This is a genomic window from Planococcus versutus, assembly GCF_001186155.3.
In the GTDB taxonomy this organism is placed as follows: Bacteria; Bacillota; Bacilli; order Bacillales_A; family Planococcaceae; genus Planococcus; species Planococcus versutus.
Genome location: NZ_CP016540.2, coordinates 999373 through 1017447, shown reverse-complemented (window position 1 = coordinate 1017447; position 18075 = coordinate 999373). Strand labels below are relative to the sequence as shown.

General features: G+C 38.5%; 16 protein-coding genes. 4 read left to right on the top strand and 12 right to left on the bottom strand.

Going from position 1 to position 18075, the window contains the following annotated elements:
- Nucleotides 1-113: 113 nt before the first annotated feature.
- The 5 genes from yhaM to I858_RS05090 form a co-directional block, all read right to left on the bottom strand.
- Nucleotides 114-1055 carry a 3'-5' exoribonuclease YhaM gene (gene yhaM / locus I858_RS05110; RefSeq protein ID WP_049694269.1) on the bottom strand — a complete coding sequence of 314 codons (942 nt, stop codon included), beginning with the start codon at nucleotides 1053-1055 and terminating at the stop codon, nucleotides 114-116.
- Nucleotides 1052-3892: an ATP-binding protein gene (locus I858_RS05105; protein ID WP_049694268.1), complete on the bottom strand. Its 2841-nt coding sequence runs from the start codon at nucleotides 3890-3892 to the stop codon at nucleotides 1052-1054. Before I858_RS05105 ends, yhaM begins: the two co-directional genes overlap by 4 nt.
- A 4-nt stretch (nucleotides 3893-3896) precedes the next feature.
- A complete protein-coding gene (locus I858_RS05100) occupies nucleotides 3897-5111 on the bottom strand; it encodes a metallophosphoesterase family protein (RefSeq protein WP_049694267.1) in 1215 nt (404 codons plus the stop codon).
- Nucleotides 5112-5209: 98 nt separating this feature from the next.
- Nucleotides 5210-6460 (bottom strand): ABC transporter permease, encoded by a 1251-nt coding sequence (locus I858_RS05095; RefSeq protein ID WP_049694266.1) that lies wholly within the window; start codon nucleotides 6458-6460, stop codon nucleotides 5210-5212.
- Entirely contained in the window at nucleotides 6453-7352 is a 900-nt protein-coding gene (locus I858_RS05090) for an ABC transporter ATP-binding protein (protein WP_049694265.1), read from the bottom strand. Before I858_RS05090 ends, I858_RS05095 begins: the two co-directional genes overlap by 8 nt.
- Before the next feature lie 127 nt (nucleotides 7353-7479).
- On the opposite strand from I858_RS05090, the gene I858_RS05085 reads away from it, so the two are divergent.
- Nucleotides 7480-7665 (top strand): YhzD family protein, encoded by a 186-nt coding sequence (locus I858_RS05085; RefSeq protein WP_049694264.1) that lies wholly within the window; start codon nucleotides 7480-7482, stop codon nucleotides 7663-7665.
- 41 nt (nucleotides 7666-7706) lie between these two features.
- Here the strand turns inward: I858_RS05085 and I858_RS05080 are convergent, their stop codons facing one another.
- The 3 genes from I858_RS05080 to I858_RS05070 form a co-directional block, all read right to left on the bottom strand.
- Nucleotides 7707-8486, bottom strand: a complete 780-nt coding sequence (locus I858_RS05080; protein WP_049694263.1) for an enoyl-CoA hydratase — start codon at nucleotides 8484-8486, stop codon at nucleotides 7707-7709.
- 88 nt (nucleotides 8487-8574) lie between these two features.
- Nucleotides 8575-8922 carry a YlbF family regulator gene (locus I858_RS05075; protein WP_049694262.1) on the bottom strand — a complete coding sequence of 116 codons (348 nt, stop codon included), beginning with the start codon at nucleotides 8920-8922 and terminating at the stop codon, nucleotides 8575-8577.
- 21 nt (nucleotides 8923-8943) lie between these two features.
- Nucleotides 8944-10086, bottom strand: coding sequence for a DUF445 domain-containing protein (locus tag I858_RS05070; RefSeq protein ID WP_239457222.1), 1143 nt, complete (start codon nucleotides 10084-10086; stop codon nucleotides 8944-8946).
- A gap of 82 nt (nucleotides 10087-10168) precedes the next feature.
- Here I858_RS05070 and I858_RS05065 point away from each other — a divergent pair, with 82 nt between their 5' ends.
- Nucleotides 10169-10372 (top strand): YheE family protein, encoded by a 204-nt coding sequence (locus I858_RS05065; RefSeq protein ID WP_049694261.1) that lies wholly within the window; start codon nucleotides 10169-10171, stop codon nucleotides 10370-10372.
- A 182-nt stretch (nucleotides 10373-10554) separates the two neighbouring features.
- On the opposite strand, the gene I858_RS05060 is transcribed toward I858_RS05065, so the two are convergent.
- On the bottom strand, nucleotides 10555-12309 hold the full coding sequence (locus tag I858_RS05060; RefSeq protein ID WP_049694260.1) for an ABC transporter ATP-binding protein: 1755 nt from the start codon (nucleotides 12307-12309) through the stop codon (nucleotides 10555-10557).
- A 2-nt stretch (nucleotides 12310-12311) separates the two neighbouring features.
- Entirely contained in the window at nucleotides 12312-14048 is a 1737-nt protein-coding gene (locus I858_RS05055; RefSeq protein WP_049694259.1) for an ABC transporter ATP-binding protein, read from the bottom strand.
- A gap of 412 nt (nucleotides 14049-14460) precedes the next feature.
- On the opposite strand from I858_RS05055, the gene I858_RS05050 reads away from it, so the two are divergent.
- Both I858_RS05050 and I858_RS05045 read left to right on the top strand, forming a co-directional pair.
- Nucleotides 14461-14979: a universal stress protein gene (locus tag I858_RS05050; RefSeq protein WP_049694258.1), complete on the top strand. Its 519-nt coding sequence runs from the start codon at nucleotides 14461-14463 to the stop codon at nucleotides 14977-14979.
- Nucleotides 14980-15171: 192 nt separating this feature from the next.
- Nucleotides 15172-15615, top strand: a complete 444-nt coding sequence (locus I858_RS05045; RefSeq protein WP_049694257.1) for a low molecular weight phosphatase family protein — start codon at nucleotides 15172-15174, stop codon at nucleotides 15613-15615.
- Nucleotides 15616-15654: 39 nt separating this feature from the next.
- Here I858_RS05045 and I858_RS05040 read toward each other — a convergent pair whose 3' ends face one another.
- Nucleotides 15655-16278 carry a cyclase family protein gene (locus I858_RS05040; RefSeq protein ID WP_239457221.1) on the bottom strand — a complete coding sequence of 208 codons (624 nt, stop codon included), beginning with the start codon at nucleotides 16276-16278 and terminating at the stop codon, nucleotides 15655-15657.
- Nucleotides 16279-17529: a kynureninase gene (gene kynU, locus I858_RS05035; RefSeq protein WP_049694256.1), complete on the bottom strand. Its 1251-nt coding sequence runs from the start codon at nucleotides 17527-17529 to the stop codon at nucleotides 16279-16281. It lies immediately after the preceding gene.
- Nucleotides 17530-18075: the final 546 nt, after the last annotated feature.

Genomic DNA, 18075 nt, shown 5'->3' with positions numbered 1-18075 from the left:
AGTTGTTCTAGGTAAAGCAAAGACGATGGCTCTGAAAACTTATCGAATATCAAAATTGCCGCTCTCTTAGATCATCTACAGGTAGCGTAACCCTTCGATCTTCTTTATATCTTTTATTGAATTTTGGGTTTGTAAAATGAACGATTATCTAAAGCAAATACACGCTCTGAAAACTCGCCTTCTTTGGTTTTCCCGAGAACGCGATCTAACATCATCATTTTCGCATCGATGTTATCAATGTAATGAAGAATTTCGGCTTCTTTGAGCATCGGCTTTTTCGGGCTACCCCATTCTTCTTTTCCGTGATGAGAAAGAATAATATGCTGTAACAACATTACTTCTTCGCCTTCAATTTCTAGCTCCTCTGCTGCTTTTGCTACTTCCGTAACCATGATTGAGATGTGACCAATTAAATTACCTTCTACCGTGTATGTCGTTGCGATTGGACCCGATAGTTCGATTACTTTTCCAATATCATGAAGAATGATTCCTGCAAATAACAAGTCTTTGTTGAGTCCTGGGTAAATCTCTACTAGCGCTTTGCCTAATTTCAACATAGACACCACATGATCGGCTAGCCCTGATACATAATCATGGTGATTACGTGTTGCTGCTGGATACGTTAAGAATTGCTGTTGATATTTTTTAAGCATGAAGCGCGTGATTCGTTGAATTTGAGGATTTTCCATTTCAAACAAATACTTCATTACTTCTTCGAGCAATTCATCCGCTGATTTCTCTGACGATGGCATCAAGTCCGAAATCGACTGATTTTCTTCTGGTTTTGCTGGACGAATGCTTTTTATACGCAATTGATTTTTTCCTCGGTAATTATGGATTTCTCCACCTACACGGACAATTACTTCAGCTGCAAACATTAATTCTTGTTCATCTTTAGTGTCCCACAATTTCGCTTCAATATCTCCGCTCTTATCCTGCAAAACGAGCGAGATAAATGGATTTCCGGTAGTCGTGACTCCTTTAACTGATTGCTTAATCAGCAAGAATACATCAACCGTCTCTCCAACTGCATACTCTGTAATTCCTTTGGTCATGAATGAACGCTCCTTCCCATATTAGCCAATTGAATAATTTGTGCATTTGGCCAAGCTTGTTTCATGTCTTCGTGGCAAGTAAAGTAAATAAATTGATGCTCTTCTTGCAACTCTTTAACTAAGTTTATCACTTGCTGTAGCCGACTGCGATCAAAATGAACAAAAGCATCGTCCATAATAATTGGGAATGGATGACTTTTCTTCATCGATACTGCTAAGGACAACCTTAAAGCCAAATAAGCTTGCTCTTTTGTCGCTTGACTCAGTTCGGCAATAGGAAAATAAGTACCATCTTGGCTTTTCGCTTCAAAATAGCCCGTTGTATTTATAAGTAATTCTTGGTAAGTACCATTTGTCAGTTTACTGAAATACAGCTGAGCACGCATCAATACTGAAGGAAGCTTTTTCTCTTTGAGTTCGTCCATTGTTTGATTGATTGCTGTGACAATCGCTTTATTGACAGACCATTGCTTAGCTAAATCAACAAACTTTGCTTTTTTTTCTTCAAATTGCTGTAGTTTTTCTTCGTACGAAGTATCAGATACTAAGTGTTGAGTCAGTTGTTGTTTATCTGCTTGTTCTCCCAACAGCTCATTGCGCTCGGCTTTTAGCTGTGTCAATTGTGCTTGAATTTGCTCGATTTCCTGTTGCGCATGCTCAGGTGCCCAGCTACTTCGTAACTTTACTTCTCCGATAGACTTTAATTGTTCTTTAGTCAATTCGAGTGATTTTTCAACGTCTTGTTTCTTTTCCCATTTATCAGCCAAATGATAGAAATCAAAAACTTCTTGTGCGTTAGCATATATCAGTAAATCCTGTTGTTCTTTTTCAAGTTGTTCTTGAAGTGCCTGCAATCGGCCCAATTTTTCCAATAAATCGATTTGTTCACCTTTGATTTTTTTCCAGTGGTCTTGCTTTTGTTTGCGCACCGATAGCTCTGAGCGCAATGACGCAGTCAATCCCTCGATTGCTAAGTCTTTTCCACATGCTAGTTGTGCTTTGTTTACCCACTCTTTTTGCTGCGCTTCTAGTTTGCCGATATCATCTTCAATACGCAGTAGACGTGAATGATTGGCATGAACTTTGCGCAACTTTTCAAAAAGTTCTATCACCATCGTACGACGAGTATTTGGACTCAAACCGATTTCAAGTAGTAATTGCTGATAGGCTTTTTTTGCTTGAGAACTTGATTCCATCGAAGAAAGGCTGTTTATATTTTTTTTGATTGTCTCCACATTACTCATCAATCCATCTAACTGAAGATCAAACTCTGTAACTTTTCTTATAATCGTTGCGTAGTTATGTTCTTTATCGCCATATTTTTCGATAATGTCAGAGTAGTTTGTTAGCAATTCTTCTGATTTACCAGATTTTATAAATAGCCATACACCTGTAGCTATTGCTGCAAGTCCAATGACAATTAAAAAAACAATAGATTGGATAATGCCATAAGCTACTACAAGAAGTCCCAGTCCAAGTAATGCAAAATGGACGATTCGGTCTTGTCCTGCTTTACTCTTTTGAACTTTCGACTCTGCCTTAGCTTCTGCTAACTGAGCTGAAACACGTGGCCATTGTTCTGCAGCCAGTCTTTCTTTTTCAGTTGGTTCTTTTGTTAAAAACCTTGCCAGATCTTGTTCTGCAATTACCAATTTACTTTTTTCTTCTTGCAAACTTCGTTGGTTAAAACGTTGGTTTTCTTCTTCTATATCCAAGTCTTTTAAACGTTCAGCTAGTTGCTCTTCTTGGCTTAACGAAACATCAATAGCCATCGCTTGTTGTTCAGTAAGTCCTAGGAGGAACAATAATTCTTCGCATTCTTCTCTCAACTCAATTGTTTCATTGTGCTTTTGGACCAATTGACCGTTTAGTTGATGCCAATCAGATTCACGATTCAACAAATTTTCAATAGATTCCATAGCATCCACTTGATTTGGATCGATCAAATGAGCTTGTTGGTTTGTTAAATACTCTTTATCTGCTTTGGTTTGAGTCAATTTATCTACTAATCGATCCATTTGTCTTCTACCTTCTGTTGGAAATCGGTTAATTTCCAACTTATTTAGCTGCTCTGTCAACTTTGATTTGTTTGCAAATAATGGTGCTGCTTGTTGCCATTTGCTAATGTCTTTAAGTTTCTTGTCTTGTGCTATTTCTTCGTCTTCAATAGCCCTTAAACGGTGTTCGATAGCTTGTAATCGTTCAATTGAAGGACTATAGAGCTGTGCACGTTGCCTATAGTCTTTTAGCTCTCCTTCTAGTTCCCGAAGTTCTTCAGCTAATGCATTTAATTGTGGTTTGCGACCACTCTTTTTAAACAGCTCAGCCATTTGTTTTTCAAGCTGACTTTCTAAATTAGTCAAGGCATCGATGCCTGTTGTTCCCGAAGCCAACAAAGTTCGGCTCAATTCTGTTTCACTAAGCTGACCGAGTCCTTGCAATTCATGAATCGAAAATGAAAAAACCGCTTCAAAAGAAGCGCGGTCGTAATTTCGTAATACTTGCTTTAACGCAGCTTCGCCAGCTCGTCGGCCATCTTCAAAAGTTACTGTGACCTCTCCAGCCGATTTTCCTTTAATCCGCTCAATCACCAGTTTTCCATAATCGGGATCATCTATATAAAGCTGTCCACCGTATTTCCCTACGCTTTTTGGCTCATAGCGCAAGTGTGTTTGATTGCGCGCTGGAAATCCAAAAAGAAGTTGAATAATAAATTGCTGAATCGTTGTTTTACCAGCCTCATTCGGACCATAGAACAAAACCAGTTGTTCTCCTAATCGAATGGTCCGATTTTCATGCTTACCAAAACCATAAATTACTAGTTTTTCGATTTTCATTTTGTCACTCTCCTACCTGCATCGTACGCCTAATTTTTTGCGCAGCTGCAAGTTGAAATTCATCAATGGTTTGATCTTCAACAGTTTTTAAAAACCTGCTACTTTTTGGATGTCGATACAAGTCTTGTAATATAATTTTCCAATCATCCTTTTCCCAGCCTTCCATCCTGTCAATCAACGTCTCACCAAGTGGAGAAAGTTCAGCGTCTTGTTTTGTTTGTTCTAGATAAATTGCTTGAATCCAAACAAAATTATCTAATCCGTCCATCGATTCCCTAAGCACTTCCAACAGCTCACTCTCAGGAATTTCAGCAAGTAGCTGGTAGCCTTCTTGGTCCAGTTCTGTAAACACCAATTCAATAACAGCGGTTCCTGCTATTTCACTAAAAAGACCTAATTCCTTTTGACAAGCATCGATCAATTCATTCATATGAAAAATACCTTTCCCAGAAACAGCAACTGTATCAAACTGAACAACGGACGTTGGAATAAACTCTAATTGTGTTGTTGCTTTTGACAAAGTCACTTCATAAAAACCTTTTACACCTGACTCTTTACGATGACGTCCTTGAATATTTCCAGGATAAATCATCGCTGGCTTGCTATAAAGCTCTTGACGTTTATGGATATGCCCCAATGCCCAATAGTCATATTGTTTGCTAAGTAGCTGTTCTTTTTTAAACGGCGCATAAACAGCATGGGTTGAATCTCCTTCAAGACTGCCATGGAGAAAACCAATATGATATTCTTGGTTTTGTGCAATCGGATAATACTCAACCATAGACTCGCTAATGTGACGTTTACCATAACTAAAACCAGTAAAGTTTACAGCTCCTGCAATAGTATCAATTTTGAATTGAGATACTGTTTCATCAAAGATGTGCACATTATCTGGAAGCTCAAAATGAGTCCAATTGCCACTCAAGTGATCGTGATTGCCATAACACATAACGACGGGAATATTTTGCTCTGCCAGTTGTTGCATGCCTTTTTGAAAACGAGCTTGCGCGCGAATATTGCGATCTTCTCCATCGTAAATATCACCGACAATACACACAAAATCAGGCTTAGTTTTTAATGCATAATGTATTAGACGATCAAATGCTTCTAAAGTGCTGTTTTTTAATTTTTTCCACTGATCTTTTTGCAAATCTCTCATGCCAATAAAAGGGCTTCCTAAATGCAAATCTGCCGTATGGATAAATCGAATCGATTCCATAACTAAACTCCTTTTGAGTACCGAATATTTGTTCCTATTTTACCATGACGAAGCTGGTTAAAAAACTGTTTGCAGAAAACTTTTGTGCAAACAGTTTTTTATTTTTTGTTGCCTAGACGAATAGCTTTTCGAATATCTTTAAGTGATTGTGAAGAACCGTACATCAAGACGCCTCCACGGTAAATACGTGCTCCAAACCAACCTAAAATTCCAATGGTCACTAGCATAATAGCAATGGATAGCAAAGGCTCCCATAATGGCAAGTCGAGCATTCCTACACGCAAGAACATGACTAGCGGTGCGAAAAACGGGATAAACGAAGAAACCGTTACAAAGCCAGCTTCCGGTATTGTAATTCCAGAAAATGCAATCAATGACGCGATAATGATTAAAATCATCATTGGCAACATTAGTTGTTGCACGTCTTCTGTTCGGCTGACTAACGAGCCAAGTAATGCTGCGAGCACAGCATATAAAAAATAACCAAGTAGAAAAAAGAGTATAGCAAATAAGAATGTGCTGATTTTGACTTCCGAAAAACCCATTACACTAAAGATACCTTCCGTCAAATTTGTACCCGCTGTTTTAATAGCCAAATAGCCAGCAGTTCCAAAAGTCAGCATTTGTAAAATACCAAGACTACCAATGCCGGCAATTTTAGCGAACATATGCTTGACAGGAGAAACACTTGAAATCAATATTTCCATAACTCGCGATGATTTTTCCGTTGCGACTTCCATGGCAATCATATTTGGATAATAAATAACTGCGATATAAATCAGCATAATTAACACGTAAACAAGTCCCCGTGCCTGACTCAGTTCTTCTTGTGATTTGGAAGATTCGGATACAGCTTGTCGTTCAAAATCGACTGGCATAAACAATTGATTGACTTGCCTGTTATCCAAGCCGAGTGATTCCGCAGTTGTTGCAGTATGAATTGCTTGAACAGCCTCTTCAATTTTGTTCCCACTACCTAGTTCACTGGCAGACTTAGACACATAACGAGCTGCCAATTGCTTATTACGTGTTAATACTAAATAGTCATCAATAGTGCCTTCTGTAATACTTTCTTGCAATTCCGTTTCTGTCAAATAGGTTGGAACCGCTTCAATATCAGCTTCCATCAACGCTAATTGCACTTGTAAACTTTCGAGTAGCTTGATCTCTTCACTCCAAACGTGCAAGACATTTTCGTCAGGTTGTTTTTCATCGAAAATAGCGATGATGTTTGAGACGTTTGCTAACAAAAAAAAGGAAGCGACGACAAGTATCGTTGTGATAATAAATGACTTTGTTTTTGCTTTTGTTAGAAAGGCTTGCTTGAAAATAATCCAAAAGCTATGCAAGCTGTTTTCCTACCTTCGCGATAAAGATTTCTTCTAACGAAGGTTCTTCTACTGCAAAATGACGAAGTGTTCCCAGTTCCATTGCTTTAGCCAATAAAGTTTGTGCGACACGTTCGTCTGTAATTTGAAAAATTGCGCCTTCTTTTGTTTTTATAAAATTATCAACACCTGCTACTCTACTCAAACTGCTAAGGTCTGCATCTACATTCAAGCGAACTTTTTGCTTGCCAAATGACTTTTTCACTTTTTTAATTGAACCTCCAATCACTACTTTTCCACGATCTAAAATGCTCACCTCATCACATAGTTCTTCTACATGATCCATACGATGACTAGAAAAGACGATTGTGGCTCCTTGTTTTTGAAAATCCAAAATAGCTTTTTTTAACATTTCTACGTTAACTGGATCTAATCCTGAAAACGGTTCATCCAATATTAACAACGACGGTTTATGCAAAAGAGAGGCAATTAATTGGATTTTTTGCTGATTTCCTTTTGATAACTCTTCTACTCTTTTCTGTCTGTAATACGGAACTTCAAAGCGCTCTAACCATGCATTTGCTTCGCGTTTCGCATCACCTTTAGACATTTTGCGTAACTGTGCTAAGTAAACCAATTGTTCTTCGACTTTCATCTTAGGATAAAGTCCTCGTTCTTCTGGCAAATAACCAATCTCAGAACTGTTAGCATATGTAATAGGCTTACCTTTCCAACAAGCTGAACCTGCTGTGGGATCTAATAATCCTAAAATCATTCGAAATGTCGTTGTTTTTCCTGCTCCATTTGCTCCAAGAAATCCGTGCATACCGCCTTCTTGAATAATTAGCGAAAGATCGTCTACTGCTGTAAAGTCGCCAAATTTTTTTGTTACATGCTCGATATGCAAACCCATTTCTATTCGCTCCTTTCTTTCTACTTACTACGAAGCAGCTGCTGTGATGTTTCAAAAATACAGGACTTTTTCATAAATAGCCTTTATACTAGAAATGAAATATGCATTCAGAAAGGATTGATTCAAGTTGAGAACATATAAATTGACGGCATTCGAACAAACTGGTAAACAGATATTAGACGAAACGTTTACTGCGGAGACAGATGTGGAAGCACGCGGCAAAGGAGAAGCCTTGTTAGAGGAAAAAGAGCTAACAAAACAAACACACCGATTAGCATCTCCTACTGGTAAACTTATTCTTTTTCATTCATAAAAGTAAAAAGCATGGCGGATTTAATTTTCCGCCATGCTTTTTTATTGACCTGTAAACTTCGGCTTTCTTTTGCCAACAAAAGCTTCTATACCTTCTAAATGATCCGCTGATTTTCGCATAGCAGACTGTGCGGTTGCTTCCATTTCTAATGTCTTCATTAGTTCATCTACTTTGGGTTGATGAAGAATGTGTTTAGAAGCTAATTTGGCCCTTAAAGGAGATGCAATTGCTTCAGCCGCGTATGCTTCCGCTCTTTCAAGACCTCGTCCTTCTGCAGTAACTTCTTCAATCAATCCTTTGGAAAGCGCGTCATGTGCTTTTAAGGTTTGACCTGCCCAAATAATTTGCTTCGCTTTTGGAACACCTACTCGTTCTTTCATAAAGAAGTGGCCACCACCGTCAGGTACTAAGCCAATGCCGATAAAGTTCATGGCTAATTTGCTATTTTCTTCGGCAATAACGTGATCGCATGCTAAAGCCATGCTAAAAGCAAGACCCGCTGAAGCGCCGTGAATCGCAGCAATCGTAATTTGCGGTAACGTGTAGAGCGCTTTCGCTAATCGACTAACCTCTATCATTACAGAGTCGATGTCCATGGGATTTTCTGGATCCATCATTTCTTTAATGTCTCCACCTGCTGAAAAGGCTCTTCCTTCTCCGCGTATGATAAGCACCTGTAATGTGCTATCTTGTAGCAAAGACTCGAAGCAATCCGCTAATTCTTTCATCATCTTGCCATTCATCGCGTTCATGGATTTTGGACGATTCAGTACCAATTGGCCAATTCGTCCTTGTTTTGTCAATTCGATTGTTTCATACATAAAAAGAGACACCCCTTCGTAAAGATGAATTGTCATTCACCTTTACGTATTCGGCATCTCTCTTCATTATTCCTTTATTTTTTTAAAATTACATGCTTTCGTATAAAGATTGAACAGGCTTGATCAAGACACGATTTACTTCTTCGATCATTTGGCTTAAGCCCATTTCAGCTTCTAGCATAGCCAGAATTTTTTCATTTTCCTGAGCAGCTTGTGCTGTGCTTTGTGCATTCATCATTTCTTCTTCTGTAATTTCTTGTCCTTCTGTTTGTTTTTGTTGTAGCGTAATTTGCAAGTCGCGGAAAGTCTTGAACAATTCATTTGCTTCTGCATCAGCAGTTACTTGTGCAACAGCTTCCTCTAATTTCTTGAATTCGTCTGTTGAACGGAACGTGCTTTCTAATTTGTTAATGTCGTCATAAATGTTTACTGTCATGTTCATCCATCTCCTCTGTTTTTAGTTTAGTATCATGACGAAAATTCCTTGGAAGACGCCAATAAAGCCTCCGAGAAATGCGCCCAATACGGTAATCATCTTAAATTCTCTCCGGGATATCCCAAGCACCAATTCTTCTAGGCGACTGAGCGGCAGAGAATCGACTTGCTCTTTTACCATACCTTCCATATCAATCTTCAATATGGTTTCTTCCAGTTTATGCTCTCCTTGCTCGAAGACAAAGTCTATGACAAGTGGCGTAATATTGACACTTGTCCATTCTAACCCTCCAGGCCAAGTCTCTGCAAGTGTTGCGTTTAAACGCGTAGAAATCACTGCTTTTTCACGAACGTATTGCTTTACCGTCTCTAGAGCTGTATCAAAATCAAATTCCTTCAATAATGCATCAACTCTTCGGTCCTGTACTTTTTCCCATTCACTAAATGCTAAAGTTCCAACTAATTCGAAAGTTCTTGGCGAATTGAGAAATTTAATGATTTCCGGTTGAATGCGATCCACTAATGGCTTGGATTCTCCCAAAAGCGAATGCAACATATGCCCAAAGCGCCCGCGAGACTCTAAAAATTCATCAAGCAATGACTTGATGGTTTGTCTGCCGTGTGGTGATTCAAAATAAGTTGTTCCTTGATTAATGGCGTATTCGACACCTTCATATAGTTTTGCTTCTGCTTCTGCTTTCCAGTTTGCTGGCATAAGTTCGCGAATAGTTTTTCCTGCAATGTACGCTTGTAACGAATCTTTTTGAAGCTCAACTAATTCATCCAACTTTGCTTCAATTTTAACATCCATTCCTTCTTGTCCAGCTGCTTGCAACCAATCATTAAATGATTTTGGCGAATCAAATAAATGCTTGTTTAGCTGCCGATTGATCCACTTTTCACTCTTTACACGCATTTCTTCATTGAAAAAACGTTTTTTGAAAGTTTCGGGTGTTAATAAATGCTCAACCACTGTTCGGCCCAATTGACGAGATAACTCATCGCGTCGTTTCGGGATAAGTCCAGGTGTTAATGGGACTCGAAACGTGCCGATATACTTTGCTTCATAAGGCCAAAAAAGCATCTTAATCGCTAAGTGGTTTGTAACCCCACCGATCAGCGCTCCCACAACCGCCATAAAAACTAATGTCACAATAATAGTCACTTTTGTCACTCTTTTCTTTTTCTGCTTTGTGTATTTTTTTTAATCCCCTATACTGAAGAGAAGAAAGCAAAGGAGGATCCATATGCTTCAGCATTTTAAATTTAAGCCTATGTTCGATAATCATCAACTACCAGGATGGAACATTTCTTTTTTCCACAAAAACGAACGCATCACTGGTGAATACCATCCCGATGGTACCATTGTCTGGAGTTCAAATCCTCCTCAAGATGAAGAAACCATCAAAACAATGATTCATGAGCTAATGCTCTATCATGTATACGATTAAAACGCTGGAATGTTTCAGCGTTTTTTTGTTTGCCTTTTAATTATAAGGAAGCTTGGCTTAATTTAACAGCGATAGCTTCTTAACTATTTTAAAAGGATGAAACGAAGAATTTACTTTAGTCGCACATTCTGCTCGCACAAAATGATTCATCAATCATTTGCAATAGAAAAGGGAATGGCCCTTTACCCGATAGTTTGGGTTTGGGACATTCCTGATTGAATTTTATACATTTGATAGTAAATGCCGCCAAGTTTCATTAATTCTTCATGACAACCGGCTTCTGCAATTTCTCCTTTTTCTAACACAAGTATGCGATCGGCATTTTTTATGGTCGACAACCGATGAGCAATGATAAAGGTTGTACGGCCTTTTTTCAAGACATTCATTGCGTGCTGAATGATTTCTTCTGTCTCTGTATCAATATTAGATGTCGCTTCGTCCAATATTAAAATTGCGGGATCGAATGCTAATGCCCGTGCAAAAGACACCAATTGGCGCTGTCCTGAAGACAACGTACTGCCCTTTTCCACAACAGGTTCATCAATTCCTTTTGGCAAATGATTCAAAACACGTTCGCCGCCAACCGCAGCTAATGCAGCTATGACCATTTCTCTTGTAATCCGTTTGTCACCCATTGTGACATTCGATTCAATTGTGCCACTAAACAAGTAAGGATCTTGTAAAACGATGCCCATGTGCTCTCTAGTTGATTGTCTAGGCATGTCTAATATGTTTACACCATCGATTGTTATCGTACCTTTAGAGACATCGTAAAAACGAAATAGTAAGTTCATGATTGAACTTTTTCCTGATCCTGTATGGCCGACTAACGCTACGGTTTCACCTTGTTTTGCCTGAAACGAAATGTCTTTTAAAACATAGTCGTTTTCACTGTAGGCAAACCAAACTTTGTCAAAATGAACATCGCCTTGATAGCGCGGTACTTTTTTGTCGACAACTGCTTCTCCTGGTTGGTCGAGCATTTGGAATACACGTTCAGCTGCGACTAATGATTGTTCCAAACGACCAAATTGATTGACGATGCCACTAATGGGATTAAACAAACGAATAATGTAATCGATAAACGCATACAACACACCTACTGTGATAGCTGTATCGCCTGACATAGAACCTGTTCCAAAATACCAAACAAACAAAATAAATGTCATCGAGCGGAGAACACCAACTAAGTTGTAAGAAGCTGCACCTTCAAGAATTAATAATTTTTTTTGATAATCGTAATGTTCATCATTTAATTCTTCAAACTCTTCTTTCATTTTGCGTTCACGTCGGAATGCTTGAATAATAGTCATTCCTTGAATAGATTCGTTGATCATCGCGTTCATTTCACTGACTTTTTCGCGAACAACATGATTGTAACGAGCCGCATACTTTCGGTAAACCAACATCCAAACATACAATAACGGAACTAATACCAACGTCATTGCCGCCATTTTCCAGTCAAGGTAAAATAACGCGATGTAAATACCGGCCATATACATAAAACTAGTCGCAAATTGAGCCAATACCGTTACAAACAAATCACGGATTGCTTCTGTGTCATTAGTAATGCGCGCCACTACTTTGCCTGCTGGTAAATTGTCGAAATAACGAATCGGCAGAGTTTGTGTATGTTCGTATACATCGTTTCGCATTTTACGAATAATGCGATTAGCGCCTCTCTGTAGTAGGATAGACTGCCAATACCGGAAGAACGCTGTAATAATCGCTAAAACAAAAAACAAAATCAATAAGTAAGCAATCGGCTCGAAATCTACTGCTCCACCTGAAACCGCTATGTGATTGTCGATTATTTCTTTAGCAATTAATGGTGCTGCCAAATCTGCAGCCACAGCGATTGCGAGCATACTCAAGCCAGTAATCAAAACCGCTTTAAAATTCAATGCATATTGTACTAATCGTTTTCCTGTCCCCATGCCTACACCTCCTCGATTTGCTGACGGAGGAATTGTTCATTGTACCAACCGTTTTTTTCTACTAAATCATCATGAGTTCCTTCTTCAGTAATTTGTCCATCATCAAGCACTACGATCCAATCTGCATGCTTTACCGCTGATAGTCTGTGCGTTGTAATAATCGTCGTCTTGCCAGAACGTTCTGCCTGGATATTTTCAATGATGCGAGCTTCTGTTTTTGCATCGACTGCAGATAAAGAATCGTCGAGTATTAAAATTTCCGGATTTTTTATCAATGCACGCGCAATGGAAATGCGCTGCTTTTGACCCCCAGACAATGCGACTCCTTTTTCACCTACAAGTGTATTTAATCCATTTGGTAATAACGCCAAATCTTTTTCAAAATAAGACAAACGAAGCGCTTTGATCAACTCTTCTTCACTGGCATCTGACTTACCAAATAAAATATTTTCACGAATGGTGCGTGAAAACAAGACGTGATCTTGTGGTACATAGCCGATCCAACTACGCAATTGATCTTTTGTTAATCTTTTTAATTCGATGCCGTTCATCAAAATAGAACCTTCCCCTGTTGGGTATTCTCTCATCAATTGTTTGATAAACGTTGTTTTACCGCTACCGGTTTTGCCTACAATACCTAATGTTTGTCCACTATTCATCGATAAATTTATGCCCTGCAAATTAATAGAACTCGATTGGGGATACGTAAAGCTAAACTCTTTAAAGCCAATTCGCTCTGGTTTTCCCGTGACAATTGGTTTTTCTGAGTCTGTCACGTCTTCTGGATAATCTAAAGTCTTATTCACGCGATCCAACGAAGCATTGCCACGCTGCAAAATATTAATCATTTCTCCAATAGCGAACATTGGCCATACAATCATTCCAAGATAGACATTAAAGGCAACTAAATCACCTAACGACATCGTTCCTTCAGCTACTAAAAAAGCGCCATAGCCGAGCCCAATCATATAGCTGATAGACGTTAACACTTTTGTTACAGGTGCAAACAGTGCATCTATTCGCTCTACAGCCATATTTTTCTCATAAACGTCTTCTGTCATTTCAGCAAATCGCTGTTCTGAAGCACGTTCTTGAACATAGGCACGAATTACACGGACACCTCCAACTGACTCGAGTACACTATCGTTCAAATCACCAAATGCTTCTTGCGCTTCCATATATCGAACATGAATTTTTTTCCCCAGTAACTGTACAATAATCGCTAAAATTGGTAATGGCAACATCGCGAAAAACGTTAATTCCCAAGAAACCAAAATCCCCATAGCCACAATAATTGTCGCCATATACAAAGTAGAATCTACTAACGTTAAAATACCAAATCCCGCTGTTTCAGAAATCGCTTTTAAATCATTTGTCGAACGCGCCATTAAATCGCCTGTTCGATTTTTCTCATAAAATGTTGGTGACATTTTCAAAAATTGTCCCATTAAACTAGACCGAAGCTGTCGTTCAATTACATACGCGCCTCCAAACAATTGGTACTGCCAAACAAAGTTAATTAAATAAGCCAACACTAATGAGACAAAAAGCACCAATATATATTGCCACATTAAAGACACAGTCAATTGAGATTGCGCTATTGAATCAATCGCTACGCCAATTAGCCAAGGTGGAATAATTTCTAGAATATTTGCGATGAAGAGCAAACCAATTGCTGTTGTATAACGCAGCCAATTTTCCTTAAAAAACCATTTTAATTTCCATAACACATCAAACATTTACTACGCCTACTTTCTATCCCCAAATCAATGCTTATTCTTGAAGCTCATGCTCATTTTGGATTGCTTTAATTACTGCACACAAAAAAGCATGCGCCTAGTTTATGGGCGCATGCTCATGAAAACAGGACAATTTTGCAGACTTGCCCAGAATATTTCTAATTCCGAAATAGATTTAGAAAAAAATTATAGGACGGCCTGATGTTGCTATGCATTTAGTTTGAATGTCCATTTCCAATTTTTTCATCATCATAGCCTCCGTTCCCTTTTATTAGTTAATGCTAGAATATCAAAAAACTTTTTGAATTGTCAAGATATTTCGAGATTATTTATTTTGTCTGTCTTCACACATGTTTCATTTCATAGACGGAGGGTATTTTATAGTAACGAGAATTAAGGTGAGGTGAAGAAAATGTATACGAATATGGCAGTCGCTTACGACGGATCTGATGGAAGTCGAATGGCGTTGGAAAAAGCAATAGAATTTGTAAAAATAATGCCAAATGCTAAGCTTTCGGTTATTTATGTCAACGAAGATTATCGGGAAAGTGTTGGTTATATGGATGCAGGTACTGTATCCGCTCCTGTAATTTCAGCTAATGTTGATAGTAACTATGCTCAATTTATGCCCCACGGAATGGGTGACGAACGGCTTGCCCATACAAAAGAGTACGACGATACAACAGCTGAATATTCAAAACATCTTCAAGAATCTATCCAAAGGCAGTTAGACATCCATGACACACGTGCATCTGTTCTTGCTCTAGAAGGAAATGCCACTAAAACAATTGTTGCTTTCATTGAAGAGCAAAACATTGATTTGCTAATCATCGGTAACAGCGGTAAGTCGGGTTTGCAGAAATTCTTTATTGGATCTGTCAGCAAAAAGTTAATTAAAGACTCTTCAAGTTCTATTTTAGTCGTTAAATAAGCATAATTGATCGCTAAAAGGGTATAAAATCCGATTCTACTAAGCAAGTAATCACTTGTTGGCAGAATCGGTTTTTAATTAGATATCGAATAGTCATAATATCATCACAAATTTAACAGTTTCATTTTCTTCTTGATGGGTAAACATTACTAACAGGAAAACTGGCTTTACAAAAGGAAGAAGGGATTGACCATGTCAAAGCAAACTGTATATTTTTTATCTCCTCATCAACATCGCGGACTCATGGCAGAGATTTGGGCGAATCGGTTAATGCTTCCTGATTGGGATATTCGCAGTGCATCTTGGACTCAAGGTTCCGAATCTACTTTTAACGAAATGCCGTTAGAAATCATGAAAGAAATCATTATGGATTTACCTTCAGTTGAACCACGTGCTTACAACTCGAAAGAAGTAAGCCAAGCTGACTTAATTATTGCTTTGCACGATGGCGATTTCGAACACGCAGATATTCCAACAGACTTGCCAAGTCAAAAATTGGTGCATTGGGATATCCGTAATCCCGAATTACGCAGTAACGATGTAACAGAACAGTGGGCACTTTACCAGGAAATTTGCGATGAAATTGCCGTAAATATAAAAAACATGGAATCTTATTTCCGTGCAGATTATGCATAAACCCTTCACCTGTAAAAGGTGAAGGGTTTATTTATCTTTTTACGTATATAAAACAGCCCGAACCGGACTGCCTTCTCCGCCTTCGATTTTTAAGGGCAATGCAACTAATTGGTAAACACCTTCTGAAACATTATCCAATACGATACCTTCTAGTATGAATCGTTGGTGTTGATTCATAGCTTGATGCATTGGTAATTTTTTACTACTTTCAGGATCTACAGAAGGAACATCTACTCCCAACAGTTTCACGCCGTTGTCAGCCATCCATTCGGCAATTGACTCGTCAAATACTGGCCATTGTGCCGGAAATTGACTCCGATTTTGCCAAGATGCCGTTTTTAACAAGACTGCTTCCACATCTTTTTCAAGCGGTTTTAAATCTGCCAAACTAATTTTTTCTAAACCGTTAACATCCATGACTTGCGCCGTAGTCAAATAAACGTCTAGCGGCAATTCATGTGTTTTGAGTCCTAGACTATTGTAATGAAATGGCGCATCGATATGCGTTCCGATATGTGTGCTTGTTTGCAATTTCCCAATGTTTACCGAACCGCTTTGCTCCATGGTTACAGAGAGCTCATAATAGAATGGCAAATCCCCTGGCCACTCTGGTGTCGTTTCATTTAATTTCATTGAAATGTCAATAATTTTATTTGGTTTCACTCAAGCCACCACATTTCGTTCATTACTAAAGTTTTTATATGTTTCATTTTCCATAATATCTTGAAGCTCGTTAGCTACTTTTTTAACATCGCTAAATGATGTGTAAAATGCGATAGGTGCTAACCGAATAATGTTAGGTGCACGAAAGTCCGGAATGATTTTTGCTTCTTTTAATGCTTTGCAAATTCGCGCAGCTTCTGGATGTGCAAACGCAATGTGTCCACCTCTAGCATCATCGTGTATAGGTGTAACATCCGTTAATTCAGGGACTTGGTTTTCAACCAGCTGTCTTAATAGTGCAGTCAGCTGAAGAGATTTTTGACGAATATTGTGAATACCCGCTTCTTCAAACAACTCTAAACTACCGAGTAAAGGCGCCATACTAAAAATATGTGGTGTGCCAATTTGATAAGCTCCAGCTCCTTGTGCTTTTGAAAATTCATGGTCCATATCGAATTGACGTGCTTTGTCCGAACCAAACCAGCCTGCATTTCCTGGCTGCAAATCGTGATGACGCTCATGCACATAAAGTCCGCCTGTTCCACCTGGCCCAGAGTTCATGTATTTATAATGACACCAAACAGCAAAATCAACTCCTGCGTCGTGCAATTGATGTGGCATTGCACCAATAGAGTGAGCCAAGTCAAATCCGACCAGTACGCCTTTTTTATGCGCAGCTTTTGTAATTTCTTCAATTTGTAACAACTGACCACTTCTATACAAAACAGACGGCAACAGTAAAATCGCTACGTCATCTGTTAGTTGCTCCAAAATATCTTCAAGCTCTAACGTATAGCCGTCTCGACTTGTAACTTTTCGCATTGTTTTTACTGGATCGAGTCCGCGTAAGCGAAGATGACTTTCCACCGCATAGATATCTGAAGGAAAGTTCAAGTCATCAACAAGAATAACGGAGCGCTCAGCAGTCGGTTGAAATAAAGTCGAGAGCATTTGATGAATATTTGAAGTAATTGATCCTGTCATCATTACTTCATGCGCCTCTGCACCAACTAATGGTGCAATGCGAGCACTCATCGTTTCCGCTAAAGTAAACCAAGGATTTTGGCCTTCTGTCCATCCATCAATCCCAAAAGTTTTCCAGCTATCTATCAAGCTTTGTAGTGTTGCTTCAGATCGTTTCGACATCAAACCAAGAGAATTACCATCCATATAAACTGTATCTTTTGCTACAAAAAACTCTTGCTTGTAATCTGCTAGTACATCTTGTTTATCCAATTCTTTGCTCATCATCTAATCCATCTCCTTTTTGTTATCAAACCGCATAAGCGATTGCACCAAGAATTGTTGTAGCCAATACAACTATTCACGGAGCTAGTTTAAAATAGACTAACATTGTAAAGGCAATTATCGCAATTGCAAAGTCGGCAAGACCTCAACTCTTGACGTAAAACAGAATCGTATAGAGCGATCAGTAAAATTCCAACAACACTAGCATTAATTCTTTTTAATGTTGCTTGTATACTAGATTTTGTACGAATTATAATCCAAAATGGCAATGCCTCAATCATTTGAAAAAATAAATCTAAATTTTGTAGATGATTTTAAAATATCAAGATAGTTATTTTTCCTTTTAGGAATCATAAGCTTCTTCTTTAACTAAATAGTTTTTTCAATTACAACTGTTCAGTTATATAGCTAGTCATTACAGTTGTGTAAATTTTATATTTGCTAGCGGAAAAGCTGATTTCAGATTGACATTACCGATAAAGAGCTTGATACTATTAAAAGAATACCTATTAAACCAAACGGGTATTTTTGTTGTGAGACAAGCATGGA